Origin of the sequence: Rhodococcoides navarretei (assembly GCF_038069675.1) — a bacterium.
In the GTDB taxonomy this organism is placed as follows: domain Bacteria; phylum Actinomycetota; class Actinomycetes; order Mycobacteriales; family Mycobacteriaceae; genus Rhodococcoides; species Rhodococcoides navarretei.
In genome coordinates this window covers 4,119,473-4,143,926 of sequence record NZ_JBBPCN010000001.1, presented here as the reverse complement: position 1 = coordinate 4,143,926, position 24,454 = coordinate 4,119,473, and the positions used below count along the sequence as shown (strand labels likewise).

General features: G+C 63.8%; 23 protein-coding genes. 10 read left to right on the top strand and 13 right to left on the bottom strand.

From position 1 onward, the window contains the following. Positions 1-3: 3 nt before the first annotated feature. Complete coding sequence (locus AABD04_RS19450; protein ID WP_341442176.1) at positions 4-1,245, bottom strand: ATP-grasp domain-containing protein; 1,242 nt, start codon at positions 1,243-1,245, stop codon at positions 4-6. 216 nt (positions 1,246-1,461) lie between these two features. Here AABD04_RS19450 and AABD04_RS19445 point away from each other — a divergent pair, with 216 nt between their 5' ends. From AABD04_RS19445 to AABD04_RS19435, 3 genes are all read left to right on the top strand, one after another. Continuing rightward, entirely contained in the window at positions 1,462-1,803 is a 342-nt protein-coding gene (locus AABD04_RS19445) for a GNAT family N-acetyltransferase (RefSeq protein WP_341442175.1), read from the top strand. An 82-nt stretch (positions 1,804-1,885) separates the two neighbouring features. Next, entirely contained in the window at positions 1,886-2,821 is a 936-nt protein-coding gene (locus AABD04_RS19440) for a pirin family protein (RefSeq protein WP_341442174.1), read from the top strand. A gap of 28 nt (positions 2,822-2,849) precedes the next feature. Next, positions 2,850-3,425, top strand: coding sequence for a hypothetical protein (locus AABD04_RS19435; RefSeq protein WP_341442173.1), 576 nt, complete (start codon positions 2,850-2,852; stop codon positions 3,423-3,425). Here AABD04_RS19435 and AABD04_RS19430 read toward each other — a convergent pair. Next, positions 3,422-4,354 carry a DAPG hydrolase family protein gene (locus tag AABD04_RS19430; RefSeq protein WP_341442172.1) on the bottom strand — a complete coding sequence of 311 codons (933 nt, stop codon included), beginning with the start codon at positions 4,352-4,354 and terminating at the stop codon, positions 3,422-3,424. The two genes, AABD04_RS19435 and AABD04_RS19430, sit on opposite strands and share 4 nt — an antisense overlap. Positions 4,355-4,434: 80 nt before the next feature. Here AABD04_RS19430 and AABD04_RS19425 point away from each other — a divergent pair, with 80 nt between their 5' ends. Then, the gene (locus tag AABD04_RS19425; RefSeq protein ID WP_341442171.1) at positions 4,435-5,079 is read left to right on the top strand and encodes a TetR/AcrR family transcriptional regulator; all 645 of its coding nucleotides are present in this window, start codon (positions 4,435-4,437) and stop codon (positions 5,077-5,079) included. On the opposite strand, the gene AABD04_RS19420 is transcribed toward AABD04_RS19425, so the two are convergent. The 8 genes from AABD04_RS19420 to AABD04_RS19385 all read right to left on the bottom strand — a co-directional run bounded on the left by AABD04_RS19420 (position 5,068) and on the right by AABD04_RS19385 (position 13,242). Next, positions 5,068-5,793 (bottom strand): YoaK family protein, encoded by a 726-nt coding sequence (locus AABD04_RS19420; RefSeq protein WP_341442170.1) that lies wholly within the window; start codon positions 5,791-5,793, stop codon positions 5,068-5,070. The genes AABD04_RS19425 and AABD04_RS19420 overlap by 12 nt on opposite strands. Positions 5,794-5,843: 50 nt before the next feature. Further along, positions 5,844-6,596: a TauD/TfdA dioxygenase family protein gene (locus AABD04_RS19415; RefSeq protein ID WP_341442169.1), complete on the bottom strand. Its 753-nt coding sequence runs from the start codon at positions 6,594-6,596 to the stop codon at positions 5,844-5,846. Further along, positions 6,593-7,615, bottom strand: coding sequence for a D-alanine--D-alanine ligase family protein (locus tag AABD04_RS19410; RefSeq protein ID WP_341442168.1), 1,023 nt, complete (start codon positions 7,613-7,615; stop codon positions 6,593-6,595). Before AABD04_RS19410 ends, AABD04_RS19415 begins: the two co-directional genes overlap by 4 nt. Continuing rightward, positions 7,615-8,901 (bottom strand): ATP-grasp domain-containing protein, encoded by a 1,287-nt coding sequence (locus AABD04_RS19405; protein ID WP_341442167.1) that lies wholly within the window; start codon positions 8,899-8,901, stop codon positions 7,615-7,617. The genes AABD04_RS19410 and AABD04_RS19405 overlap by 1 nt, the downstream gene beginning before the upstream one ends. Next, complete coding sequence (locus AABD04_RS19400) at positions 8,898-9,677, bottom strand: O-methyltransferase (RefSeq protein WP_341442166.1); 780 nt, start codon at positions 9,675-9,677, stop codon at positions 8,898-8,900. The genes AABD04_RS19405 and AABD04_RS19400 overlap by 4 nt, the downstream gene beginning before the upstream one ends. Positions 9,678-9,694: 17 nt before the next feature. Next, the gene (locus tag AABD04_RS19395; RefSeq protein ID WP_243593932.1) at positions 9,695-10,906 is read right to left on the bottom strand and encodes a sedoheptulose 7-phosphate cyclase; all 1,212 of its coding nucleotides are present in this window, start codon (positions 10,904-10,906) and stop codon (positions 9,695-9,697) included. Positions 10,907-10,935: 29 nt separating this feature from the next. Beyond that, on the bottom strand, positions 10,936-11,601 hold the full coding sequence (locus AABD04_RS19390) for an HAD-IA family hydrolase (RefSeq protein WP_341442165.1): 666 nt from the start codon (positions 11,599-11,601) through the stop codon (positions 10,936-10,938). 135 nt (positions 11,602-11,736) lie between these two features. After that, on the bottom strand, positions 11,737-13,242 hold the full coding sequence (locus tag AABD04_RS19385; RefSeq protein WP_341442164.1) for an adenylate/guanylate cyclase domain-containing protein: 1,506 nt from the start codon (positions 13,240-13,242) through the stop codon (positions 11,737-11,739). A 153-nt stretch (positions 13,243-13,395) separates the two neighbouring features. Between AABD04_RS19385 and AABD04_RS19380 the strand changes: the two genes are divergently transcribed. From AABD04_RS19380 to AABD04_RS19365, 4 genes are all read left to right on the top strand, one after another. After that, positions 13,396-14,301 carry an AurF N-oxygenase family protein gene (locus AABD04_RS19380; RefSeq protein WP_243593929.1) on the top strand — a complete coding sequence of 302 codons (906 nt, stop codon included), beginning with the start codon at positions 13,396-13,398 and terminating at the stop codon, positions 14,299-14,301. Positions 14,302-14,340: 39 nt separating this feature from the next. After that, positions 14,341-15,837, top strand: a complete 1,497-nt coding sequence (locus AABD04_RS19375; protein WP_341442163.1) for a 4Fe-4S binding protein — start codon at positions 14,341-14,343, stop codon at positions 15,835-15,837. Between the two features lie 98 nt (positions 15,838-15,935). Beyond that, a complete protein-coding gene (locus AABD04_RS19370; protein ID WP_341442162.1) occupies positions 15,936-17,033 on the top strand; it encodes a ferredoxin reductase in 1,098 nt (365 codons plus the stop codon). Between the two features lie 24 nt (positions 17,034-17,057). Further along, positions 17,058-18,500 (top strand): fatty acid desaturase family protein, encoded by a 1,443-nt coding sequence (locus AABD04_RS19365; protein ID WP_341442161.1) that lies wholly within the window; start codon positions 17,058-17,060, stop codon positions 18,498-18,500. 80 nt (positions 18,501-18,580) lie between these two features. Here AABD04_RS19365 and AABD04_RS19360 read toward each other — a convergent pair whose 3' ends face one another. Continuing rightward, the gene (locus AABD04_RS19360; RefSeq protein ID WP_341442160.1) at positions 18,581-19,933 is read right to left on the bottom strand and encodes an MFS transporter; all 1,353 of its coding nucleotides are present in this window, start codon (positions 19,931-19,933) and stop codon (positions 18,581-18,583) included. A 287-nt stretch (positions 19,934-20,220) separates the two neighbouring features. Here AABD04_RS19360 and AABD04_RS19355 point away from each other — a divergent pair, with 287 nt between their 5' ends. Further along, positions 20,221-21,042: a class I SAM-dependent methyltransferase gene (locus AABD04_RS19355; RefSeq protein WP_341442159.1), complete on the top strand. Its 822-nt coding sequence runs from the start codon at positions 20,221-20,223 to the stop codon at positions 21,040-21,042. Between the two features lie 4 nt (positions 21,043-21,046). On the opposite strand, the gene AABD04_RS19350 is transcribed toward AABD04_RS19355, so the two are convergent. Both AABD04_RS19350 and AABD04_RS19345 read right to left on the bottom strand, forming a co-directional pair. Beyond that, a complete protein-coding gene (locus tag AABD04_RS19350) occupies positions 21,047-21,487 on the bottom strand; it encodes an SRPBCC family protein (RefSeq protein WP_341442158.1) in 441 nt (146 codons plus the stop codon). A 23-nt stretch (positions 21,488-21,510) separates the two neighbouring features. Further along, entirely contained in the window at positions 21,511-21,978 is a 468-nt protein-coding gene (locus tag AABD04_RS19345; RefSeq protein WP_341442157.1) for an SRPBCC domain-containing protein, read from the bottom strand. Between the two features lie 189 nt (positions 21,979-22,167). Between AABD04_RS19345 and AABD04_RS19340 the strand changes: the two genes are divergently transcribed. Next, positions 22,168-24,348 (top strand): glutamine synthetase III family protein, encoded by a 2,181-nt coding sequence (locus AABD04_RS19340; RefSeq protein WP_341442156.1) that lies wholly within the window; start codon positions 22,168-22,170, stop codon positions 24,346-24,348. The last annotated feature ends 106 nt before the right edge of the window (positions 24,349-24,454 follow it).

The following is a 24,454-nucleotide window of genomic DNA, read 5'->3' as shown; positions in this document are numbered from 1 at the left end:
GCCTCACACGTAGAAGTCCAGTTCTTCCTGATGCTTCAGCAGGTCACGCATGACGTAGGTATCCTCGCCGAAGAAATACAGCAGTCCCCAGTGGGTACCGAATGCCGTTCTCTTGGTGACGGTTTCCTCGACGGGTGCCGACAGGTCGTTGGTCTCGTAGTAGTCGTGCCCGGTCGTCTCCTCCGGAATCTGCAGTTGGCTCACGACGCGGCGTCGGGGGTAGACGCCGAAACATCCGGCGACACCGGTGGCATCGACAACCTCCCGCGGGAAGAAGGCGTCGATTTCCTCCTCGGTGGTCTTCGGATCGAACGCCAACGCCAGGCCCTGGTAGGCGTTGAATCCGTAGGCCCGCTCGAGGAGCTCGAACACCTTGAAACCCGGTGGGCGGTAAGCCACTTCACCGAAGTACATTTCACCGTCACTGGTGACGAAGTACTCCGGGTGAATGAACCCGAACTCGATGTCGAAGGTCTTGATCAGCTTCTCGATCTGCAGCGTGATCTGCTCGCGGTACTTCTCGAGTTCCGGCGTCGCGGGAACGAACACCGAGTACCCGAGGGTCACGTACTCGGAGATGTTGAGGAACTTGATCTTGCCGTTGTGGATCCACGCTTCCACGGCGAACTCCCAGCCGTCGAGGTGCGATTCCATCAGTGCCGGGAATTCCTCGTCGGGAATGGAGTCGACCTCGTCCGGAGTGCGAATCACTCGGTGGCCGAGGCAGCCTGCTTTGTCGAATGCCTTGACGTGGATGGGATCGTTCGGATCGCCGTCGAGCTTGAGCAGGGTCTGGTTCACCCGCTTGAGGAATCGGATGACGTCCTCGCGGTCGTGCGCCTCCTCGAAGATGCCGACGCGGATTCCGCCGAGCTGAGCGCGACGCTTCATCAAGGACTTGTCGCGCAGCAGCATTGCCTGCCCGAACAGTCGCGGGTTGTCGAGAAGTACAGAATTGATGGCACCGGCCCACTCGACCGTCTCCTCGTAGAGCGGGATCGCGACGTCCACACCCTTGGCCTGCAGAGTTTCGGCGATCTCCAGCGATCTGTCGTTGAGTCGCTCGAAATTCCACGGTAGGTAGGGAATGTCGTGCTCGGTGCAGTATGCCTCGGCCCACTCGGGCGCGACGACGACGTAGCGCCGGTCGAACTTGTCCAGTGCTTCCACTGCGGCCAAACTCCACCCCAGCAGAGCCACGAAACCCTTGTTCGGGTCCTTCTCCAGCCTGTCTGGCTGCGCCATGAAGTTCCTTTCCCTTCGATGATTCATCGGTCGAGGTCCTTCGCTCCACCGTACAGAGGCGCTATCGGCCGCTCGGCACCGCTGTGTGTGACGGTCGATCTCGAACCCGCCGTACGCAGGTGTTCAGTACTGTTCACGATCGACAGATATCCGCAGATCGTGCACGATCGTGAACGGTGAGGTGCGGTTCGCGCCCACGACGAGCGAGGAGGACGGATGACGGTCGACAAAACCGGTGCCGAGGTCGAGATCTCCGAACAGGCGGACCGTTTCACCGTGTCGGTGGAGGGCGCACAGGTCGGGTTCACCGAGTTCGTCGACGACGAACACGGCAGACGCATCTTCTTCCACACCGAGGTCGACGCGGCCTACGGCGGACGTGGTCTGGCAACGATTCTGGTGCACGAGGCGCTCGACGCCACCCGCGCCGACGCCAGGCGAATCGTTCCGATCTGCGAACTGGTTGCGGCCTTCGTGGGCAAGCATTCGGAGTACGAGGACAGCGTGGAGCAGCCCACCGACGAGATCCGGCAGTGGTTGGCCGACCGACAGGGCTGAACACGGGAATACGGTCGGCGCTCGTCCCGTTGGACTCGGTACAGTAGTTGCACAGTCAACTACATTGCCGAAAGGGACGATCATGCCTGCAGTGACGGTCGACAACATTCTCGAGTTGCCCCGAATCCCCATGCCCGACGCCACCGCGGTCCCTCGGCCGGTCCGGTCCGTCACGACGGCACCGACGGGCTACGAGGGTGAAGGCTTTCCGGTCCGTCGAGCGTTCGCCGGACTGGACATGACGTCCCTCGACCCGTTCATTCACATGGATCAGATGGGTGAGGTGAACTACGCGCCCGGTGAGCCCAAGGGAACGCCGTGGCATCCGCACCGCGGATTCGAGACGGTCACCTACATGATCGACGGCATCATGGAGCACAAGGACTCTCACGGCGGCGGCGGAATCATCAGCGGTGGCGATACCCAGTGGATGACGGCGGGTGGTGGCATTCTGCACATCGAGGCCCCGCCGGAGCATCTGGTGCTGTCCGGCGGGCTGTTCCACGGTGTGCAGCTCTGGGTCAATCTGCCGCGCGAGAACAAGATGGCGCACCCGCGTTATCAGGACATCACCGGCAGCAAGGTGGCGTTGGCGTCGAGTCCCGACGGCGGTGCCTTGGTGCGCGTCATCGCGGGTGAGATCGCGGGTCTGCAGGGACCCGGGTCCACATACACTCCGATAGCGCTCTCGCACAGCACGATCGCACCGGGCGCGGAGTTGACGCTGCCGTGGAATCGTGAATTCAATGCACTCGTCTACGTTCTCGCGGGCGAGGGAACGGTGGGTGCCGAGAAGCGTCCGATACGGATGGGACAGACGGCGTTGTTCGGCCGCGGCGACACGATCGAGATGTCCGCGTCGGCGGTGGGGGAGTCGCTGGAGGTATTCGTTCTCGGTGGCAAGCCGATTCGGGAACCCGTCGCGATGGCAGGCCCGTTCGTGATGAACACCAAGTCCGAGGTGCTGCAGGCGTTCGAGGACTACCAGGCCGGTCGGCTCGGCGTTCCCGTCGAGTGATCGTCTCGGCCGTGCGACGATCTCCCGCATGAGCGACGCAGAACCCCGTATTCGTAGAACACGGCTGTATCGCCGATTGGTCACCCGCGCGGACGGTCCGCTCGAGCCCGCGCGGGCGGCCAGGAGGCTGTCTGCCTACGTCTACGGGAACATTCTGGTCCTCGCGGCGGTCGCGGCGTCGACGCCCGGTTCGATCGAGCACGGAACGGCTGCTGTGCTGGTTCTGGGCACTGCGGTGACGACTTTTCTGGCGCACGTGTTCGCGGATTTCGTCGCAAGCAGTCAGATTCCCGAAGCGCACGGTGATGCGACCGACGAGCAACGCGCGTTCGAAGCCGTCGAGGAACTTCGCGATGCAGTCCCCATCCTGAGTTCCGGTACCGTCCCTGCGCTGATGCTGGCCCTCGGTTGGTTGTCGGTGCTTCCTGGCCAGTGGTCGGAGCTGCTGGCCGGTGTCGTCATCGTGGTGCGCATCGCCACGATTCAGATGGTCACGGAGCGAATTCGTGGGAACTCGTTGACCTTCCGCGCATTTCTGGGTGGGCTGGCCACCGCGGCGGTTGCGGCACTGATCGTCTTGGCGAAGGTCTTTCTGGGGCACTAGCTCCCGAACTCGGCGTACAACTCCGGCAGGAAGCCCGCGAGGTGGTTCATCTCCTGCCCGCAGTGCAGCATCAGTTCTCGGGCGAGATCGAGCCCGAGTACGAGGTCGGTGGGGTCCACCGACGCGCCGCGTCGGACGGCGCACGCGGCCTGCTTCACGTCCGGCACGTGCAGTCCTCGCAGGTTCAGGTGGAAACGGCTCCGCATCTCGGCACCGCCGGCGACGGGTCGGACCTGGTGGGCCAACCAGCCCAGGTCCACCGGTGCGATGGAGCTGCCTACTCTGCCGAACACGATCGTCTGGTCTGCGGGAACGTCGAAGCCGTGCGCAATCGGATCGCGAAAGCCGATACCCAACTGCTGCAGTTTCGGCCCGACGTATTCGTCCACGAAGGTCGTGTTGCCGATGTATTTGGCCTTGTCGGGTATGTCGAGTGCAGTTCGATCGTCGGCCAGCGCGGCATACAGATGGGCATCGGGATGCCACAGTTTGTAGCGCGCGGCCTCGGTGGAATGCCAGCCGAACCACCAGTCCCACATGGCCGCCGTCACGCGGGGCATGACCGTACGAACCGCCACGAATGTCACTCCGTCCGCGCGTCGGCCGTATCCGGTCTCGACTGCGGAGTAGCCGGTGGGTGCGAGATCGGTTGTGATCGAGTCGAATTCGGGAACCGAGTCGGGCGCGAGTGCAGGTCCGGCGTAGGCCTCGGTGACGGCTTCCTGAGCGGGAGTGGTTCGCTGCGCCATGAACCGTGCATAGGGCCGATCTCGGTCGGTGTCGCGATAGCCCTGATAGCGCTCGCCGCACCCGGTACTCGAACCGGTCGCGGGAGACGCTGCGGCCGTGGCGACCGGACCGACGACGGCTGCGGTGGCCGCGGCTGCTGCTCCCATGATGATCTGGCGTCGGGTCGGTCCTCTGCTCACTCATCCACCCCTCTCAACAGGAGTTGAGGCTAATGTGCAGAATCGTCGGCTGTCAATGGCCGGGCACTACACTGCGCGGTATGAGTCCGGCACACCCCAAGGACGACGAATCACGAGTGCGGCGGCGCGACGAGATCGCGACGGCAGCGATCGAGGTGCTGGCCACCAAAGGTTTCCGTGGCCTGACCCACCGCGCGGTGGACGCGGCCGCGGGACTGGGGCCCGGGTCGGTCAACTACCACGCGCCCACTCGAAGTCGACTGCTGCACCTGGCTCTCGGTCAGTTGTTCGCGCGCGACTTCGAGATCGCCGGAGCGACCTTCGGCAGTCTCGTCGATGTCAAGCCGCTGACCGTGGATGTCGTGGTGGCTCGAATCGTCGACTTCATCGAGGCGATGACAACCGGCGAGGCCGCAAAACGAGTGATCGCTCGCAGCATCATGCTGGGCGAGGCGCAGCACGACGCCGAGGTTCGCGAGTTGTTCGACACTCAGCGCGGCGCGTTCGTCACCTACACCCAGTGGATCGTCGCCGCACTCGACTCCGAGGACCCGCAGGCAGAGGCAGAAACTCTGGTAGTGATGATCGAGGGCCTGATTCAGCGGCAAGTGCTCATCGGGACTCGCCTGCCCCGGTCTTTCGTGGAGCAGATGCTGCGCACGATCGTGGTGAACTCGCCGATGATCGCCGATCGAGCACAGGGCGGGCGGGCATCACCCCAGTAGCGACCGACGCTCGGTGTGGGTGAACGTGAAGATCGTTGCGCCGAAGCTGATCAGCGCGGTCAGGAGCAATACCTGAGGGCCGGTGATGACAGCGCCGATGAAGGCACCGATCGCTCCACCCAGTGCGAACGATCCGAGAAGTGCTGTGTAGCAGAACCAGTCGTAGCGCGTCCCGCCGCCGAAGAGGTGCCGCTCGATGCCCTGGCCGAGTTTGACCAACGTACCGGTGACGTAGCTGAGCGGAATGTACGTCTCTTCCTTCTTCGTGAAGGCAGTGTTCAAAGCACCGAGGGCGAACGCCACCAACAGAATCGGGTAGAAGTTCACGTTCGCCGACGACCAACCGGAGATGGCGATGTCGATCGATCCTGCCGCTGCGAGCGCGACGGTGGTCAGCACGGTTGCCCCGTGCGGATGGTTCGACCAGTAGCGGCGACGGCAGATGGAGGAAACGACCACGCCGGCCAGGAAAGAGCCCATGAGCGCCAGAGCCGCAATGGGTGAAGCTCCCGGGGTGACCTCCTTGCCCTCGGGATGCCCGAAGTGCCCGACGACGGCACGTTCGGTGTTGCCGGTCATGAAGGTCACGAAGTAGCCGGCGGAATGCAGGAAGGCGACTGCGCCCACCATTCCTGCAAGCCCGGACAGAATCCAGGACAGACGAGCTTCGGCACCGACGGCTGTCTCGCGGCTGATCGTCAATGGGGAAGTCATGACTCGATTCTCCTGGCCCGAGGCGAACCGGCAACACTTTGAGTTGTCGGTCACATAACCGACGTCGATTCCTCGACAGCCACCATTCCGCGGTGCATCACCCTGTTTCCTACCACCGCGCTGTGATCGGCTCGATGCATCACACATCGGTTGTCCCACATCACCACGTCGTCGGGTGCCCACGAGTGCCGCAGCAGGTTTTTCTCGTGCGTGGAATGCTCGAAGAGGTATCGAATCGTCTCCTGCGCCTCGTCGGCGGACATTCCGCTGATCGCCACGCACCGCGCGGGCGCAGACAGGGCCAATGCGGTACGCCCGGACACGGGATGCACTGCGAACAAGGGATGTTCGGCGGAGGAATCGGTGTCCGACGCCACCCCGGTCACACGATGCGTCACCATGCGTCCGGCCAAGTGCGCTTTTCGGTCGTCGGGCAACGTGTCGTAGGCCGCGTACTGGTCGCTGAACAGTGTGCTGCCACCGGCCCGCGGTACCTCCACCGCGCGTAATGCGGTGTACGCCGGTGGATTCGGAACATAGGTGGTGTCCACGTGAAAGGTCGATTTCGGAGGTGTTGTTCGGCCGATGTTGCTGATGACGTTCAGGTCGGGGAATCCCGGCACCGGCGTCTCGCCCTCGGTGAACATCATGTCGCCGAATCGGCGCAGGAACGCGAGAAAGCGCTCGTCGTCCAGAGACTGCCGCCGCAGGATCAATACGCCGTGTTCGGCCAACAGCATTCGCAGTTCGTCGACCGCGGCCGAGCCCACGTCCAGGTCGTCGATCTCGATTCCCAGCGTCATGAGGACAACTCCTTCACCGACAGTTCGTCGAGCGAGTGTGCGAACAATTCGTCGACGGCGATCCCGGCTGCCGAGGCCATCACAGCGAGCACACTGGACGGGGAGTACGAGCAGTAGAGACCGGCTTCGAGAAACCACGGTTCACCGTCGGGGTCGATGCGAAAGTCGAAGAGTCCGTAGTGCCGGCAACCCAGGGCTCGGTAGCACGATCGTGCTGCGGCCCAGACCTTCTCGGTGATCGGATCGGAGACGTCCACCATCCACGCCTTGGTCTGCTCCTTCGCGACCAGGTACAGATCTCCGTTCGAGGTGCGATTCAACTTGTCGGCGCTGGTGCGTATCGACTCGACGGCATACTCCTCGAGGGGAAGACAGATCAGTTCACCGCCTCGTTCGATGATGCCGCAGCGGACTTCGCGGCCGAGTTCGATGTACGACTCCACCAGCGCCGCACTCGAATACGTCAGCGCCTCACTCACTGCGCTTGTCAGACGGTCGGATTCGCGAACGAGCGTGACGCCCATCGAATTGTCCGAGTCCACGGGTTTGACCACGACCGGCAGATCGACCTCGACGTTCTCGCCGCATCGCACCACAACGCCGTCGGGAACCGCGACCCCGGCCGCGGCGACGACGGCTCGGGCACGAGCTTTGTCCGCCGTCATCGCCATCACGTCAGGACCGTTGCCCACATACGGCACGCCCAGCAGGTCGAACAGGCTGCGATACGTCGTCATGCCGGGTAGGCAGAACATCTGCGGCACCATGACGTCGAAGTGCCACGACGATATGACCTCCACTGCCTGCGTCAACGACATCTGGTGCGCCGCAGCCACACTGGCGGCATCGATGCCGCCGGGGAAACTCCAGAGTCCGCCGGGCGAGACGAACGCGACCTCGAACCGGTAGGCGGGATCACCACCGAACGCGTCGAGAAAGCCGCCCGCGTACACCCGAGACAGATCGCAGTGGAACTCGTCCACCGAGGATCCGACGAGTACCAGGACCGACACGGTCATCAATCGCCTCCGTTCTCCACGAGCTTGCCGATGTTGAAGTCGATGCGAGACCACCCTCGGCGCATCAGCAGGTTGCGCACCAGCAGTGACGGAATCTGGAGGTGGTGCACCAGCAGGTACGGCAGAGGATCCCATCCCGTCAGGATGGCGTCCGTGCCGCGAAAGATGCTGCGCAGCCGAGCCTTCCGATCGGACTCGGTGATCAGACGCCATAATTCGTGGTAGATCCAGTACGTCGGTCGGGCCGTCGGGCGCGGGACGATCACCGAATGACCGTCGTCGAGGTACGCGGCAGCCAGGTCGGGATGGTCGTAGAACATCGTGATGGCCGAATGGGTGCGGGGGTTGCATTCGATGGCGTAGATGTGGCCGTCGGCGGCGGACTCGATGAAGTCGAACGAGAGCTGGCCGGTGACGTCGAGCGAGGAGACGAAAGTGTCCACCCAGCGCAGGATCTCGGGCTTGTCCACCATCTCGTAGTTGATCTGGAACGCCGACGATTCGCAGCAGCCGTACACCTGCAACTGCCCGCCACGAACGGTCCCGTGAGTGCAGTACTCCTGGCCGGGAACGAACTGCTGGAGGATCCACGGATCGTCCTCGGAGATTCCGAGACCCTGTGCGAACCGCAGATTCTCGGCCGGGGTCTCGCGGGTCAGGCGGGTGAGGTCCATTCGGCCGACCGGGTTGTAGGAGATGCGCTTGAGGATGTACTCGCGGCCCGGTGGGAAGTCGAACTTCTCGATCTGCTGCACGTCGGTGATGCGCTGCCAATCGGGAACGCGTAGTCCCAGTGCTGCAGCGTGCTCGGAGAATCGCGATTTGTCGTCGAGCATGCGAACCGTGTCGCCGTCGCCGTGAATCACCTCGCAGTGTGGATCGAGGAGTGCTCGTGCGTCGGCATCGTGAATGCTCGCAGCGGGGCTTGCGACGGGGACGAAGACGTCGACGCCCTCGCGAAGAACCACATCCAGAAGCGCTCGGGCGTAACCGGATTCGGTGGGCTCGGGAATGCAGTGGAATCGGTCGACTGCTCGCGAGAACCGATGGCCGGTAAAACGGTACTTGGCCGATTCCACCAGGACGACGCGATGCCCGGCGAGGTGGAAGGACCGTGCGAGCTGCAGGGCCTTGGTCATCTTGCCGCCGCTGATCAGGACCGTTCTGGGTGAATCGGATCGGCGCGTGGCCGGTCGGCCACCGCGAACGACAGCCACCCCCGCCGCCACGAGATCGGCGGGGATGGTGACCGCGAGGCCGGCGAGCGCGGCAAGGGTACGAATCATGTTCGACGGATCAGCGTCACGCCGTCGCGCAGAGGAAGCAGTACCTGCTCCACGCGGGGGTCGTTCGCCACGTAGTCGTTGAACTCGGCGACGGCGCGACCGTTCTCGGTGGGTTGTTCGCTGTACGGCTGGCCCTGCAGCAGTGTGTTGTCGACAGCGATCACGGCGTTCTCGGCCAGCAGCTCGCTGCCGAGCAGGTACTCCACGTACGCCCGGTATCCGGTCTTGTCGGCGTCGATGAACACCAGGTCGAATTTCCCGTCGAGCCGGCGCAGGGTGTCCAGCGCCGGACCCACTTCCACCGTGATGGACGCGCCCGCAGGCGATTCCGCGAAGCAGGACTGCGCGAACTCGGCCACGTACGGATCCACCTCGCACGCGACGACCTCGCCGCCCGCGGGCAGGGCCTCGGCCATCGCCAAAGCCGAGTAGCCCGTGAACATACCGATCTCGAGCACCCGCTTCGCTCGGGTCATGTGCACGAGAAACGCAAGGAAGCGTCCCTCCACGTGGCCGGAGAGCATCTCCATCTCCAGGGGCCCCGAGCCGGAGACGATGTCGCGCGATCTCCAGTCCTCGGTGCGGGTCCGCGATGCCAGCGTCGCCAGCGCGGCGGATTGGGAGGTGGTGCAGGTGTCGAGATACGGGTCGAGTCCCGCTGCGAGATCGCGGGCTCGATGAACACGGGCGGTCAGCTCGTCGGTGACCCCGGCACCGGCGTCGAGCAGAGCGGCTATCTCGCTCAGCTCGCGCGCCAGAATGGTCGTCGGGGTCACCGGTCGCGGGGCCTTCGTCACGGCGTCGGTGCGGTGAACATGTCGAGGCCCTCGCCTGCCCGCGGGAAGTCCAGACAGATCTTCTTGTGCAGCGTCAGGACATCGGCCAGCTCGGCGGCGTCGAGGTCGTTGAGGAAGCGGCACGTACCGATCGGATCCGGCACCGCGGCACGCAGAATACCGTCGCGAGTCTTGAGGATCGATGCCGTTGCCTCGGACAGCAATTCGGGTGTCAGGTAGGGGCTGTCCAGGGCCAGGCCGATGCTCGACATCACTCCGAGCACTCGATCGCGGTCGGCCGTGGACAGGTGTCCGCGTTGCTCGGCGACGGTCGTGGACAGAGCCATGTCGATGTTGATCGCGTGGCCGTGGAAGAACGGTGCGGGCGGGGTCAGCTCGAGTGTGGGGCTCCACGTGTGGCCGAAGGCGATGACGCGATCGAGATCGATCTCGTGCAGATTGGGAGCCTCCAGTTCGAGCATGGTGGCGATCGCCGAGTAGGTCAGTCGGTCTGCGACCGAACGCAATTCCGCTGTTCCGTCGAGATGACCGAATCGGGTTCGCAGTAGTTCCGGTCCGTACTGTTCCAGCATCTCGAAGATCTCCAGATTGCCGACGACGGAGATCTTGATCAGCTCGGCCATGCCGTTGCGCACCTGATCCTCGGGCAGTGTGCCGAGGAAAGAGAAGTCCAGCAGCACCTTCTGCGACGCGTGGTACGCACCGAGGCGGTTCTTGTGCTTTCCGTAGTTGACGGCCACCTTGATGGAGACGCTCGCGTCGATCAAGCCGATCAGTGTGGTGGGAATGCGAATGTACGGAGTGTTGCGACGGTAACTGGCGCACGCGAAACCTGCTACGTCCGTGGTCAGTCCGCCGCCCACCACCAGTACCGGCTCGGTGCGGACCAGGCCGAACGCATCGAACTCTCCCACGATGCGCTCGAAGGTCTCCAGCGACTTCGCGGTCTCCGCAATCTGAACCGGAACGACCGTCAGGGCGATGTCGTGGTGATCGAAATACGCGCTGATCCGGTCGCCGTAGATCTCGTGGACCGATTCGTCGACGACCATCAGCGCGCGACCGTACGGCCGGTAGCTGTCGGCCAATTCGGTGTTCTCGAGTGCGAACACCCCGTCGACATAGATCAGGTCGTATTCGATCCGCTCGTATCCTTCGACACGAAACGACCTGTCCCCGGCAACGACCTGGGCCTGAAGATTGCTCACTGGTTACTCCTGGAGGATTGGATGGAAGGTCAGACTGAGAGCAGAGCTCGGAGGCGCTCGGGATCGAGTGCATCGACCGTCTCGGTGGCCGAGCCGAATTCGGTGCCCGCGGTGTTCTCGTTGGGGAATGCAACACAGGTGATGCCCGCGGCTGCTGCTGCCTGGACGCCGCCTGCGTTGTCCTCGATGGCCACGCTGTCGGACGCGTTCTCTCCCAGCGTCTTCAAGGCGTATTCGTACGAGGCGGGATCGGGCTTTCCTGGCTCGACCGAGGTCGCATCGACGATGATGTCGAACGAATCTGCGGTCAGCTCTGGAGACAGAGCGGCCAGCAGCGCGTCGATGTTCTCTCGCGACGTCGTCGTCACGAAGCCGACCTTCAGGCCGTTCGCCTTGGCCGAGTCGATCGTGTCTGCCACGCCGGGCCTGGTCTTCACGTCGGATTCGCCGATCAGACGCTGGAAGATCTCGGACTTGGTGGCATGCACGGCGGCTGCGTCCACCTCGGTGCCGGTCTCGGACGCGTACTCACTGATGCGGTTGGCACCACCGTTGGATCCGAGCATGGCGCGGTAGTCCTCGCGAGACCAGTTCCAGTTCAGGTCGTGTGCAGCGAACGCCTCGTTGAACGAGCGGCGCTGCAGTTCGGACGTGTCGACGAGAGTGCTGATCGAACCGAACAGAATTGCGGACATGGATGCCTTTCGGAGCGAGAGACGTTGTATCGGTCAACGTCTCGCGCATGCGCGATGGGGTGAGTTGGTTCGGGGGGTATGCCCCATCGGCACCGAATTGGAAACCTTCGAATTTCTCGGCGGAACGGTCGGACGTCAGCGGTGACGCACGGGTGCGGCCAGAGTGGTCGGTGTCGAGCGGCCGCGCAGTGTGACCGTCTCGCCCGTCTTCCAATACGAGCGTTCGTCAGGGGATGCGTGATCGAGCACGATCGACGACGTGAGCACGTCGGTGTTCGGGTCGTCCTTCGCCAGATCGGTGAGCCGGGCGGCCTGGTTCACGGTGTCGCCGATGACGGTGTACTCGAAACGAGACTCGGCACCGATGTTGCCTGCGATGACCGTTCCGTACGTGACTCCGATGCCTATCTCGTAGTCGCCGTCGGTGGCGAGTGCGGTCGCCAGGGTGCGCGCGGTGCGCAGTGCGGCGGTCGCCGGGTCCGGGTGATCGACCGGAGCGCCGAAGATGAGCAGCGCCGCGTCGCCCTCGAACTTGTTGACGAATCCGCCGCCGCGTTCGCCGTGCTCGACGACGACCGCAAAGAATCGATTGAGCAGATCCACCACGGTCTCGGCCGATTCACGTTCGGCCAGTGCCGTCGAACCCACGAGATCGATGAACAGGACCGCCACCGTCCGATTCTCGCCGCCGAGGCGGGGTGCGCTCGCGAGCGCGCGTTGCGCAACGTCCTGGCCGACGTGGCGACCGAACAGTGAGCGGAGCCGCTCACGTTCGTCGAGTCCGACGACCATCTTGTTGAACCCGTTCTGCAGTCTGCCGATCTCGGAGGCGTCGTAGACGTCCACGCGGGTGTCGGTGGCTCCGGCCTCGACGCGCTGCATGGCCGAGCTCACCTGCTGAAGCGGATCGGATACGGAACGGCCGACGAGAAACATGCCGCCGAATCCGACGACGAGGGCGATGGCCGACAGGGAGACCATCGCGGGAGACAGGTCGACGTCCGGGGGAATGACGGTGTCGATCAGTCTGCCGAGTCCGATGAGGCCCAGTCCGAGGATGGGAATGGCCGTGCTCAAGACCCAGATCAGGACGACGCGAAGCCGAACACCGAGTGCGGCCGCGTCGGTGACCGCACTGACCTCCATCACAGCCGCGGTGATCGGCCGGAGAGTGCGCTCGGCCACCAGATAGCCCAGTGAGCAGGTGGCCAACCCGCCGAAGCTGACGGCTATCGCCACGATGATCGACAGCGCAGCGCCGGCCGATGCATTGACTGCGACGAACACTGCGACGCCGAGCGCCCACAGCAGGACATGGACGCCGAGTTGGCGCAGAGGCAGTCGGACGACGGCGATCGCGGTCTCGTCCGAGGGCATACCGCCGGTGTGCAGCCACCGCACCAGAGGTGCTGCGACGCGGAGTCCGAGCGCGATGCCGATGCCGATCGCAACCGGCAGATACACGAAGAACGCCAGGTAGTTGCGGTCGGAGAGGATCTCTTCCGAACCGACCGGCAGCGGCAGGATGAAGCGCGCCAGCACGAACACGATGACGGCACCGATGGCGTTGGCCGACACCATTCCCACCGCGTACAGACGCATGGGTGTGCGGTCGAGGGCGGACCGTAGAGCTGCGATCACCGGTGAATCTCCGTTCTCTGGTCGCTCGCACTCTAGGTGCCCGAAAAAAAGAATCGAGGATTTTCCGCGCAAGTGACTATCTGTGTCGGCAAGTACCTGGTAATCTCCGTAACAGTTAATCACTCCTGTTCGACGATGAAAGGAACGACGGCGATGACCAGCACACTCTCCAGGAACGACGTCCTCGAGCCCGAAGACGTTTCCGCTCGTTTGCTCGATTCCGCCGCCCAGCTGTCGTACGACCCGTCCGAGGAGGTCGACTGGGAGGCCGATCTGGATCCCTCCCTCTACGGACTCAACCCGGAGTGGAGCACCCTCTACGGCACGAAGCTGTGGGACGAGATGAGCGAGGAGCAGCGCATCACGCTCACCCGCCACGAGGTCTGCTCGATCATGAGCACCGGCATCTGGTTCGAGATGATCCTGCAGCAGATGGTCCTGCGCGATCAGTACTGCAAGGACTCGTCCAACTCGGACTTCCAGTTCGCACTCACCGAGATCGCCGACGAGTGCCGTCACTCGATCATGTTCGCTCGCGCCTGCCAGAAGATGGGCATCAAGGCCTACCTGCCGCGTCGGTCGAGCATCGAGCTCGGCCGTGGCTTCAAGGCTCTTGCCTCCGCCGAGGTCGCCTACGGCGGCATCCTCGTCGCCGAAGAGGTGCTCGACGTCATGCAGCGCGACTGGATGCGCGGCGAGAACGTGCTGCCGCTGGTGCGTACCACCAGCAAGATCCACGTCGTCGAGGAATCGCGGCACATGACGTTCGCACGCGCACAGATGCGTGAGGAGATCGCCGAGAAGAGCCCGGCGCGCCGCAAGGCCAGTGCGCTCGTCGTCGCGATCGCCGCTCGCATGATCGTGTCCAACATGGTCAACAAGGAGGTCTACGCAGCAGCGGGCCTCGATGTCGACCGTGCGGTGAAGGAAGCGAAGAACAACGCCCACCACCACACGATGATGCGCACCTCGAGCGAGCACCTGATGGCATTTCTTCTCGACTGCGGTTTGGTCACCAAGCCGGCCGAGATGATCTACCGTCGTCTGCACATGCTCTGACCACTCTTTTCGAGGCCGTGAAGGACATCTGAGAAACCCATGCCGTTCGCGATCACGCAGAACTGTTGCAACGACGCATCATGCCTGTCGGTGTGCCCGGTCAACTGCATTCATCCCACGCCCGACGAGCCGGATTTCGGTAAGACGGAGTTGCTCTACATCGATCCGCGCTCGTGCATCGACTGTGGGGCCTGTGCCGACGCGTGCCCGGTGGACGCGATCACTCGCGTCTCGCGATTGACGCCCGATCAGCAGATCTACGCCGACATCAATGCCGACTACTACAAGGACAAGCCGGCTGTGGCGGAGTGGGGCGCGCCTCGGTTCCCGGTGGCAACGGTCAACGACCTACCGCCGATCGACATCGCCATCGTCGGGACCGGGCCGGCCGCCTGCTACACCGCCCAGGCGCTGCTGCGAGTGCCCGGCACCACCGTCACGTTCTACGACCGGTTGCCCATAGCGGGAGGCCTGGCCCGGTTCGGTGTCGCTCCCGATCACCTCGGTACCCGACGCATCAGCGAGCACTTCCGCGGGATCTTCGTGCATCCACGAGTGACGATGAAGCTCGGCGTCGAGGTCGGTAAGGACGTCGATCACGTCGAACTGGCCCGAAAGTTCGACTCGGTCGTCTACGCCGTCGGCGCCGACAAGGACCGAGCCCTCGAGATTCCGGGTATCGACCTCGATGGATCCGTCAGTGCGCGCACCCTGGTGGGTTGGTACACCGGCCATCCCGACGTTCCCGCCGACGCGATCGATCTCACGGGCGTCGACCGCGTCACCATCATCGGAAACGGCAACGTCGCCCTCGACGCGGCTCGTATCCTCACTGCCGACCCGAACCAGCTCGACGGGACCGAGATCGCGCCCCATGCCTTGGCCGAGCTGCGTCGAAACAGAGTGAGCGAGGTAGTCGTCCTCGCCCGCCGTGGCCCGGAGTTCGCGGCGTTCACGCGCTCCGAGTGCAAGGCTCTGGTCGATCGCCCGGACGTCGACGTCGTCGTGGCAGGACCGGACGGAATCGTCGACGCCATCGACAGACTGCCGCTCTCGTCCTCGGCCTCTGCGCTGGCAGGAGCCCCGCGCGTCGATCTCGGCTCTCGCGCGCCAGGGCGTCGCATCGTCTTCGCGTTCGGGCGCGCACCGTCTGTCCTGCACGGGCAGGGCTCGGTGGAGTCCATCGAGGTCGGTGTCGGCGACGCCGCCGTCGAACTGTCTACCGAGTTGGTACTGCTCGCCATCGGTTATCGCGGAACCCCGTCGCCGGGCATCCCGTTCGACGACATCACCGGCACCGTTCGCAACGAGGGCGGTCGAATCACCGCCGCCGACGGCACTCCCGTTCCCGGGTGCTACGTCGTCGGATGGGCCAAGCGAGGGGCCACCGGCGGCATCGGCGACAACAAGATCGACGCGGAGGAAACCGCCGAGGCGTTGCTCGCGGACGTCCCGACGCGAGGCCCGGCGCGTCCGCTCGGCTGGTACGGCAAAGTGAGCGCCGCTCTCGGTGATCGAGTCTCGCGAGCGCGCTGACCGCCGGTGAGGCCCTGTTCTGTTCACCTTGTGTAGCAGTCTCATTCGAGTCTGACCGATTCGTACGCACGGCGAGCTTCTCGGAGTTACCGTTGAGTATGGCTGAACGGGGGGCCAAGCCCCAGGTTTCTTTTGCGAGACGGACGATGCTGCGCGCAGTCCGATCTCTGTTCAATCCGCTCCGACCCGACGACTACCTGTCGATGATCAATCCGCTGTGGACGACTCGCGAACTTCGGGGGAAGGTCGAACGGGTGGTTCCCGAGGGATCGGAAGCCGTCTCGGTGTACATCCGTCCCGGTTTCGAGTGGCAGGGCCATACGCCCGGCCAGTACGTTCGACTCGGAGTGCTGATCGACGGTCGGTACCACTGGCGGGCGTATTCGCTGACATCCGATCCGGATCCGGTGGACGGACTCGTCAGCGTCAGCCCCAAGCTGGTGCCGTCGGGCACGGTCTCGCCATACCTGGTGGGCACCATCAGAACCGGCGATATCGTGCGCCTCAGCGAGGTGGAGGGTGAATTCACTCTGCCGAGTCCGGTTCCGGACAAGATGGTGTTCATCAGCGCAGGCAGCGGCATCACGCCGATCATCAGTATGCTTCGCGCCCTCGACCACCACGATCAGGTGACCGACGCCGTGGTTGTGCACTCGGTGCACAACCGTGAGCAGTTGATGTTCGCCGACACCCTCGACGAACTCGAAGCCAAGCACGACGGCCTGACGGTGAAGCTGCGGATCACCAGCGACGAAGGTCGAATGAAGGCGTCCGAACTGGACGAGTTGGTTCCGGATTGGCGTGAGCGCGAAGCATTCTGCTCCGGTCCGGGTGAACATCTGGACGATCTGCGCTCGTATTGGAAAGACCAGGGCGATTACGACAAATTCCATCACGAAAGTTTCCAGCCCGTCATCGGTGGCGGAGACGATGCAGGCGAAGGCGGCGTCGTCAAGTTCCTGAACAGCAAGAAGGACGTCGAATGCGACGGTGGCACAACGATTCTCGCAGCAGGAGAGGATGCCGGACTGGACCTGACGTTCGGTTGTCGCATCGGCATCTGTCATACCTGTGTAGGTACCCTGAAAAAGGGGCGTTTACGTGACCTACGTAACGGGGATATCTCCGAACCTACGGGGCAAGCGGTTCGGATCTGTGTCAATACTGCTGAGGGCGACATCGAAATCGAACTCTGATCTTCCATTCGAACAGGGGAATGTATGTCTATCGACGAAACCACCAGGCGCGTCACCGACACCGATGAGCCGGTGAACCCGCTGGCGCATCTGAGTGACGAGACCATTGCCGAACTCGCCAAGGAATTCGACGCCATCCACGACGAGGTGTACTCCAGCCTCGGCGAGAAGGACCGAAAGTACATCACCTCGGTGATTGCGGCACAGCGTCAGTTGCTGGTTGCCGGACGCGTGCTGTTGCTCGGCTCCACCAGCAAGCCGGCCTGGCTGGCCGGCACCGCCTGCCTCGGAATTGCCAAGATTCTCGAGAACATGGAGATCGGCCACAACGTCATGCACGGCCAGTGGGACTGGATGAACGATCCGGAAATCCACTCGTCGGTGTGGGACTGGGATACCGCCTCCACTGCCAACTCGTGGAAGCACTCCCACAACTACGTGCACCACACCTACACGAACATTCGCGGCAAGGACAAGGATCTCGGTTACGAGATCATGCGGATCGACCCACGTCAGAAGTGGAGTCCCGTCTACCTGGCCCAGCCGTTCTACAACGTTCTGCTGATGGCGTTCTTCGAGTGGGGCGTGGCCCTGCACGATCTCGACATCGAGGCTATCCGTCGTGGCGAGAAGCCGGTCAAGGATCTCGTCGAGGACCTCAAGGGCATCGGCGTCAAGGCACGCAAGCAGTTCGTCAAGGACTACGTAGGTTGGCCCCTGATCAGCGCCGGTGCGTTCGCATTGGCACAGCTGGCCTCGGGTGGCCGTGTGCCGGAGAGCAAGAGGTCTCGGCTGGCGTCCAAGCTGCGAAGCTCCACCCGCTTCGGGAAGAACCGTCGCACGGCAGCATTGCTGGACAGCCGACTCAGTGGCGTCGAGAGCACGTTCCTGTCGACGGTCGCCGCGAACTTCACCGCCAACATCATTCGTAACGTCTGGTCGAATGCCATCATCTTCTGCGGTCACTTCCCGGATCAGGCCTACACCTTCAGCCAGGAAGAGGTCGAGAACGAGACCCGCGGCGGCTGGTACGTCCGTCAGCTCGTCGGAGCCGCGAACATCGACGGCGGACCGGTGTTCCACCTGATGAGTGGCAACCTGAGCTACCAGGTGGAACACCACCTGTACCCGGATATGCCCAGCACCCGGTACTCGGACGTCGCGCCGAAGATCAAGGACATCTGCGAGCGCTACGAATTGCCGTACAACACCGGACCGTTCTTTCAGCAGTGGGGCATGGTCCAGCGGACCATCGCGCGGCTGGCGTTCCCGGGCGGCAAGGTTCGGCCGAAGCCGGGCCCCTACCGTCCAGAGGAGAGCTGGCGTCGCAAGTTCGCCGAGGGTGCCACCAAGGACAGCGAGGCCGCGAAGACGCGTGGACGCGTACCTGCCGGTCATCCCGCGGCCGGACCGGAGCACAACTCCGGTGGCGTCGACGTTCAGCCGCCGCCCCGTGGCGACGACTGATCGATCTCTTTCTCGACCTGATACACCGCAACCGCGGCCATCCCGAAAAGGATGGCCGCGGTTGCGGTTTCGAAGGATGATCACGCCATGTCGACATCCTTGGTCTCGATCAGTCTCTTGGTGCAGACCAGACTCAGCACCGACAGCAGAGCCAGCATCACGCCGATCGAGATACTGCCGAACGCGGCGGTGAGCGGAGCGGCCAGCATCGGCGGAATCGCTCCACCGAGAACTCCGGCGAGGTTGTAGCCCAAACCTGCTCCGGTATAACGGAATCGGGTCTGGAACAGCTCCGGGAGCAGGGCCCCGGTCGGTCCGTACGCAACTCCGAAGATGGCGAGCGTGACGCACATGCCGATGACGAACGCCGCAGACGAACCCGTGTCGAGAATCGGGAACAGAGCGATCGACCACGGTATCGCGATGATGCATGCTCCCATGATCACTCGCCGTCGGCCGACGCGATCGGAGTAGGTCGCCGACAGTGCGATCGCGATTCCGAAGATGACCGCGGCGCCGATGCCGGTGACCAACACGAACGGGCGGTCGAACCCGAGGGTCTTGGTGCCGTAGCTCGTCAGGTATGCGGTCCCCATGTAGAAGAAGGCGAACAGGGATGCCAAAGCTCCTGCAGCAGTGATGATCTCACGCTTCTGGATGCGCCAGGCGTCGAAGATCGGCAGTTTCGTCGGTGCCGCGCTCGCCGGTGCCTGCTCCTCGGCGAGCTTGTTGGCGCGAAAGACCGGGGTCTCCTCGATGGCCAACCGCATGTACAGGCCGATGAGCACCAGAACGGCGCTGAGCAGGAACGGGATTCGCCAGCCGTAGTTCAGGAACGTCTCGTTGGTATCGCCGAGCAGCAGACCGGTCGCGAGGAATGTCGCGCTGGAGAAGATGAAGGCGGCCGACGGTCCGAGCTGGGGGAACATGGCGTAGAAGCCGCGTTTACCGGGCGGTGCGTACTCGGCCGTGAGCAGGGTCGCGCCTGCCCATTCTCCGCCGACCGCGAACCCTTGCCCGAACCTCAGTAGCACCAGGATGATCGGGGCCGCGACGCCGATGGTCTCCGCGCCGGGCAGCAGACCGATCGCGAACGTGGACACCCCCATCAACAGCAGCGTCGAGATCAGGGTCTTCTTGCGACCGATGCGGTCGCCGAAGTGCCCGAACAGGACTGCGCCGACGGGCCTGGCGATGAACGCGACCGCGAACGTCGCGAACGAGGCCACGGTGCCTGCCGTGGATCCGAGGGCCGGGAAGAAGATCGTCGGGAAGACCAGCGCGGCAGCGGTGCCGTAGATGAAGAAGTCGTAGAACTCGATCGTCGTGCCGATACCGCTGGCGACGGCGACCCGTCGAACACTGGTCTTGGTCTGCACCGCAGGTGACGACGGTGCGGACACACCCGGGTCGTCGGGTGAGACAGTGGTCATGGTTCCTCCGTTTTGTCGGGTATCGGGTGAATGCGCGATACCGAGTGCGACGAACGGTAGTGACCCGAGTCACCCCACGAATACCCCCGAATGGGGGGATCGGTCGAGGGCGGAGAAGTCGGCGACGGTACGCGGCTCGAGTTCATGCTTCGTTTGTCGCCGTCGGTGGTGGCGGAGGCCACACTCGGCGGGTATTCGGCCTCAGGCGCACCTCAGGGTTCGCCGGTACCGTCTGATTCCGGGGCGAGGCGCGGGTGGCAGCGGTCAGGGAGGAAGGGGTGATCGGCGTGTCCACAGACCACAATCGGGATGTGTTCGACAGTGCTCGGGTGGCCGCGGCCTATGTGGAGTACGCCGGCCCCACCGATGGATTTCTCGACCGTGGGGAGGCCGCAGCGCTGGTCGCTGCCGCCTCGGTTGCGCGCGGAACGCCGGTGCTGGATGTCGGCGTCGGCAGTGGGCGAACGACGGCCCTGCTCCGACTCGTGAGCGATTGCTATGTAGCGATCGACTACGCGCCCAACATGATCGAGGCGTTCCGCCGAAATTTCCCTGACCTGCAGGCGCACGTGGCCGATGCGCGCAATCTGACGGCGTTCACCGACGGCGAGTTCGGCCTGATCGTGTTCAGCAACAACGGAATAGACACCGTCACCCATGAGGAGCGCGGCCGGGTACTCGCAGAATTCGGCCGACTGCTGGCGGATTCCGGAGTGTTGGTGTTCTCCACCCTCAACCGCAACGGACCGTCGTTCGGGGAGAAGCCGTTTCAGCTGAGCAGGCCGACACAGCGGTTCATTTTCTCGCCGAAACGGGCAGTGACGGCCATCGGGCGGAGGCTGCTCGATCCTGCCGGTGTCGTTCGCAGCGTACGCAATTGGTGGTCGGCCAAATCCCGCGTCGACGATCGGGGATCATGGGCCATCGCTCCACTCGCTGCACACGATTTCGCGCCGTTCATGCACTTCACCACGGTGTCGGACGTGCGATCGCTGGTGACGGGTGCCGGGTTCACGATCGTGGAAATCTTCGCCGACGACGGTTCGATCGTGGCACCCGACGCCGTGGCGAGCTCGGCCGACAACTTCACGATCGTCGCGCGCAAGTAAGCGGTCAGTTCAGCCGCTCGAGCGCCTCGGTCATCTTCTCCACCGTCTCCGGGGCGACTTTCGCCTCGAATCCGGCTTTCAGGAACGGGCCGGCTACCTTGGCTGCACCGTTGAAGTCGACCTTCGCGTGGTAGTCGATTCGGGTCGAGTGCGGTCCTTCGGAGGTCAGCGTGATGTCGTCGACGCTGGTGGCCGTCTTGTTCTCTCCCTCGAACACGATGTGTGTCGGTTCGTCGGTGACCAACGTGTAGGTCAGTTCGGTGGTGATCCCGAACAGTTTCGAAACGTTGTGCCACTGCGTACCGACGGCGACCGGGCCGTCGGAAACCTGTGTGCAGCTCTGTGTTCCGGGATCCCAAGCCGTCGCGTTGGAGAAATCTCGAAGAAAGGCTGCGGCCTTCTCGATCGCGACTGCGGCGGTGAATGTTCTGGTGACGTCGACCATGACGCTCTCTCTTTCTGTGCGGATCAGTTTTCGAGGCGGATGCCGAGATGCTCGGCGATGCGGCGCATGGTGCCCACTATCTGGTCCTCGGTCACCCGAGGAAAGCCGGCCATCTTGCGAAACTCCGGATCGGTGACACGAGACCAGTCGTAGACCTGAGTCAGCGCGGTGCGACCCTCGGAGACCGCGTCGAGCTCCCAGGACCACCGCGTGCCGCGAGGCTCCATGCCCTGACGGCGGGGAATCCAACCGATACGCCGGTCCTGCTCGAAGACGAAGACGGTGTTCTCCATGACGTACTCGCCGAGCTGCGGCTGATACATGTCCATCGCAAAGGTATCGCCGACCGCACGCAGCGGCGTCGGGTCGATTGCGCCGCGCAGCATCTCCGAGCCGTCGACCGCGGCCTGGACCTCGGGGTTGGTCAAGGCGGTGAACACCGAGGCGGGGGGAGCGTCGATCACGCGGCGGACGGTCAGCTGGTCGGTCACGGGGCTCGCTTTCGGTTGTTTACGCTGGCTACGGACTTACCCCCGTCTGCGTGGAAAGAAACTCCGATCGCGGTTTTGCATCGCAGTGGACACAGCGACGAAACACCACCGCCACGAGGCATTCGTACAGTCGCCGGGTCGGACTCCGCACAATCCAGGTGCGGAGCAGCACCTTGTCAAGGGGTAGCCATGAGTGGAAATACCGTACGCCTGCAGGCGATCAAAGACGTCGAGGCGTATGTACCGCCTGCGGTCAGCTTCGTCGGAGACGAGAAGCCGGGCGAGATCTTCGGTGAGAACGTCTTCAGCAAGGTCGTCATGCAGAAGCGTCTGCCCAAATCGGTCTTCAAGTCGGTGATGGCGACGATCGACAAAGGCAAGAAGCTCGACCCGATGGTTGCCGACGCGGTGGCGTCGGCGATGAAGGACTGGGCCCTCGAAAAGGGTGCGACGCACTACGCGCACGTCTTCTACCCCCTCACCGGATTGACGGCCGAGAAGCACGACAGCTTCTTCGACCCGGTCGGTGACGGCAGCGCACTCGCAGAATTCGCGGGCAAGACGCTGATCCAAGGCGAGCCCGACGCCTCCAGCTTCCCCAACGGCGGCCTGCGCAACACGTTCGAGGCCCGCGGATACACCGGCTGGGACGTCACCAGCCCGGCGTACGTGCTCGAGAACCCGAACGGCAACACCCTCTGTATCCCGACGGTGTTCGTCTCGATGACCGGTGAAGCCCTCGACCACAAGACGCCGCTGCTGCGCAGCCAGCAGGCCATGGGCGGACACGCCGAGCGCATCCTGAAGTTGTTCGGGCACGAGAACATCGAGAACATCGTCTCGTTCTGTGGCCCGGAGCAGGAGTACTTCCTCGTCGACCGGCACTTCTTCCTGGCCCGTCCCGACCTGCTCAATGCCGGTCGCACCCTGTTCGGCTCGAAGCCGCCCAAGGGCCAGGAATTCGACGACCACTACTTCGGTGCCATCCCCGAGCGCGTCCTCGGCTTCATGATGGACACCGAGCGGGAGCTGTTCAAGCTCGGTATCCCGGCCAAGACCAGGCACAACGAGGTCGCACCCGGACAGTTCGAGATCGCCCCGATGTTCGAGCGCGGCAACATCGCGGCCGATCACCAGCAACTGCTGATGACGACGTTCAAGACGATCGCCAAGAAGCACGGCATGGAGTGCCTGTTCCACGAGAAGCCTTTCGAGGGCGTCAACGGCTCGGGCAAGCACGTCAACTTCTCGCTCGGCAACTCGGACCTGGGATCGCTCCTGGTGCCCGGCGACAATCCGCACGACAACGCGCAGTTCCTCGTCTTCTGTGCCGCCGTCATCCGCGCGGTACACAAGTACGGCGGCCTGCTGCGCGCATCGGTGGCGTCGGCGACCAACGATCACCGCCTCGGTGCCAACGAGGCTCCGCCCGCGATCATCTCGATCTTCCTCGGCGATCAGCTCGCCGACGTGTTCGATCAGATCGCCAAGGGCGCGGCCACGTCGTCGAAGGGCAAGGGCACCATGATGATCGGTGCCGACACCCTGCCCGTGCTGCCCACCGATCCCGGCGATCGCAACCGAACCAGCCCGTTCGCGTTCACCGGCAACAGGTTCGAGTTCCGCGCCCCCGGTTCGATGCAGACCGTCAACGGCCCGATGGTCACGATCAACACGATCATGGCCGAGGCTCTCGACTACATGGCGACCAACCTCGAAGCGGCCGTCGCCGACGGCACCGATTTCGACACCGCCGTGCAGAACCTCCTGACGGAGATCATCACCGAGCACGGCGCGGTGGTGTTCAACGGCGACGGCTACTCCGACAACTGGCAGATCGAGGCCGAGGAGCGCGGGCTACCGAACCTGCGCACGACGCTCGACGCGTTGCCCGAGCTGATCTCGGACTCGGCCATGGAACTGTTCGAGAAGTACAAGGTCTTCAACCACCGAGAGATGCACTCGCGCTACGAGATCGGGCTCGAGCAGTACGCGTTGACGGTGTTCGTCGAGGCGCGGTTGACGCTGGAGATGGGCCAGACGTCCATCCTGCCCGCGGCGGTGCGCTACCAGACCGAGCTGGCGCAGAACGTCAGCGCGCTCAAGGGCGCGGGTGTCGACGACGTGGACATGACTGCGCTGCAGGCGGTCTCGGCTCCACTGTCGGAGCTGCGGGCAGCGTTGGCGACATTGAAGGGCGCGCTGGAAGCCGACCCGGGTGGCGACGCTCTGGCCGAGGCCACGCACGCCAAGGACGAACTGCTGCCCGCCATGGCTGCCGTCCGCTCTGCGTCGGACACGCTCGAGGCGATGGTGGCCGACGATCTGTGGCCGCTGCCGACGTATCAGGAGATGCTGTACATCCTCTGAGTGCGCTCCGCGCAGTGGTGCGGCTGAGTCCCCTCTGGGGGCCTTGGCCACACCACTGCGTGAGCAATATCTCGAGGCGGAATAGCTCGGCGGATCTTTCGAGTTC

Coding starts and splice junctions, on each gene's coding strand:
- AABD04_RS19450 (WP_341442176.1), bottom strand. CDS start 1,245: ATGGCGCAGCCAGACAGGCTGGAGAAGGACCCGAACAAGGGTTTCGTG.
- AABD04_RS19445 (WP_341442175.1), top strand. CDS start 1,462: ATGACGGTCGACAAAACCGGTGCCGAGGTCGAGATCTCCGAACAGGCG.
- AABD04_RS19440 (WP_341442174.1), top strand. CDS start 1,886: ATGCCTGCAGTGACGGTCGACAACATTCTCGAGTTGCCCCGAATCCCC.
- AABD04_RS19435 (WP_341442173.1), top strand. CDS start 2,850: ATGAGCGACGCAGAACCCCGTATTCGTAGAACACGGCTGTATCGCCGA.
- AABD04_RS19425 (WP_341442171.1), top strand. CDS start 4,435: ATGAGTCCGGCACACCCCAAGGACGACGAATCACGAGTGCGGCGGCGC.
- AABD04_RS19420 (WP_341442170.1), bottom strand. CDS start 5,793: ATGACTTCCCCATTGACGATCAGCCGCGAGACAGCCGTCGGTGCCGAA.
- AABD04_RS19415 (WP_341442169.1), bottom strand. CDS start 6,596: ATGACGCTGGGAATCGAGATCGACGACCTGGACGTGGGCTCGGCCGCG.
- AABD04_RS19410 (WP_341442168.1), bottom strand. CDS start 7,615: ATGACCGTGTCGGTCCTGGTACTCGTCGGATCCTCGGTGGACGAGTTC.
- AABD04_RS19405 (WP_341442167.1), bottom strand. CDS start 8,901: ATGATTCGTACCCTTGCCGCGCTCGCCGGCCTCGCGGTCACCATCCCC.
- AABD04_RS19390 (WP_341442165.1), bottom strand. CDS start 11,601: ATGTCCGCAATTCTGTTCGGTTCGATCAGCACTCTCGTCGACACGTCC.
- AABD04_RS19380 (WP_243593929.1), top strand. CDS start 13,396: ATGACCAGCACACTCTCCAGGAACGACGTCCTCGAGCCCGAAGACGTT.
- AABD04_RS19375 (WP_341442163.1), top strand. CDS start 14,341: ATGCCGTTCGCGATCACGCAGAACTGTTGCAACGACGCATCATGCCTG.
- AABD04_RS19370 (WP_341442162.1), top strand. CDS start 15,936: ATGGCTGAACGGGGGGCCAAGCCCCAGGTTTCTTTTGCGAGACGGACG.
- AABD04_RS19365 (WP_341442161.1), top strand. CDS start 17,058: ATGTCTATCGACGAAACCACCAGGCGCGTCACCGACACCGATGAGCCG.
- AABD04_RS19360 (WP_341442160.1), bottom strand. CDS start 19,933: ATGACCACTGTCTCACCCGACGACCCGGGTGTGTCCGCACCGTCGTCA.
- AABD04_RS19350 (WP_341442158.1), bottom strand. CDS start 21,487: ATGGTCGACGTCACCAGAACATTCACCGCCGCAGTCGCGATCGAGAAG.
- AABD04_RS19340 (WP_341442156.1), top strand. CDS start 22,168: ATGAGTGGAAATACCGTACGCCTGCAGGCGATCAAAGACGTCGAGGCG.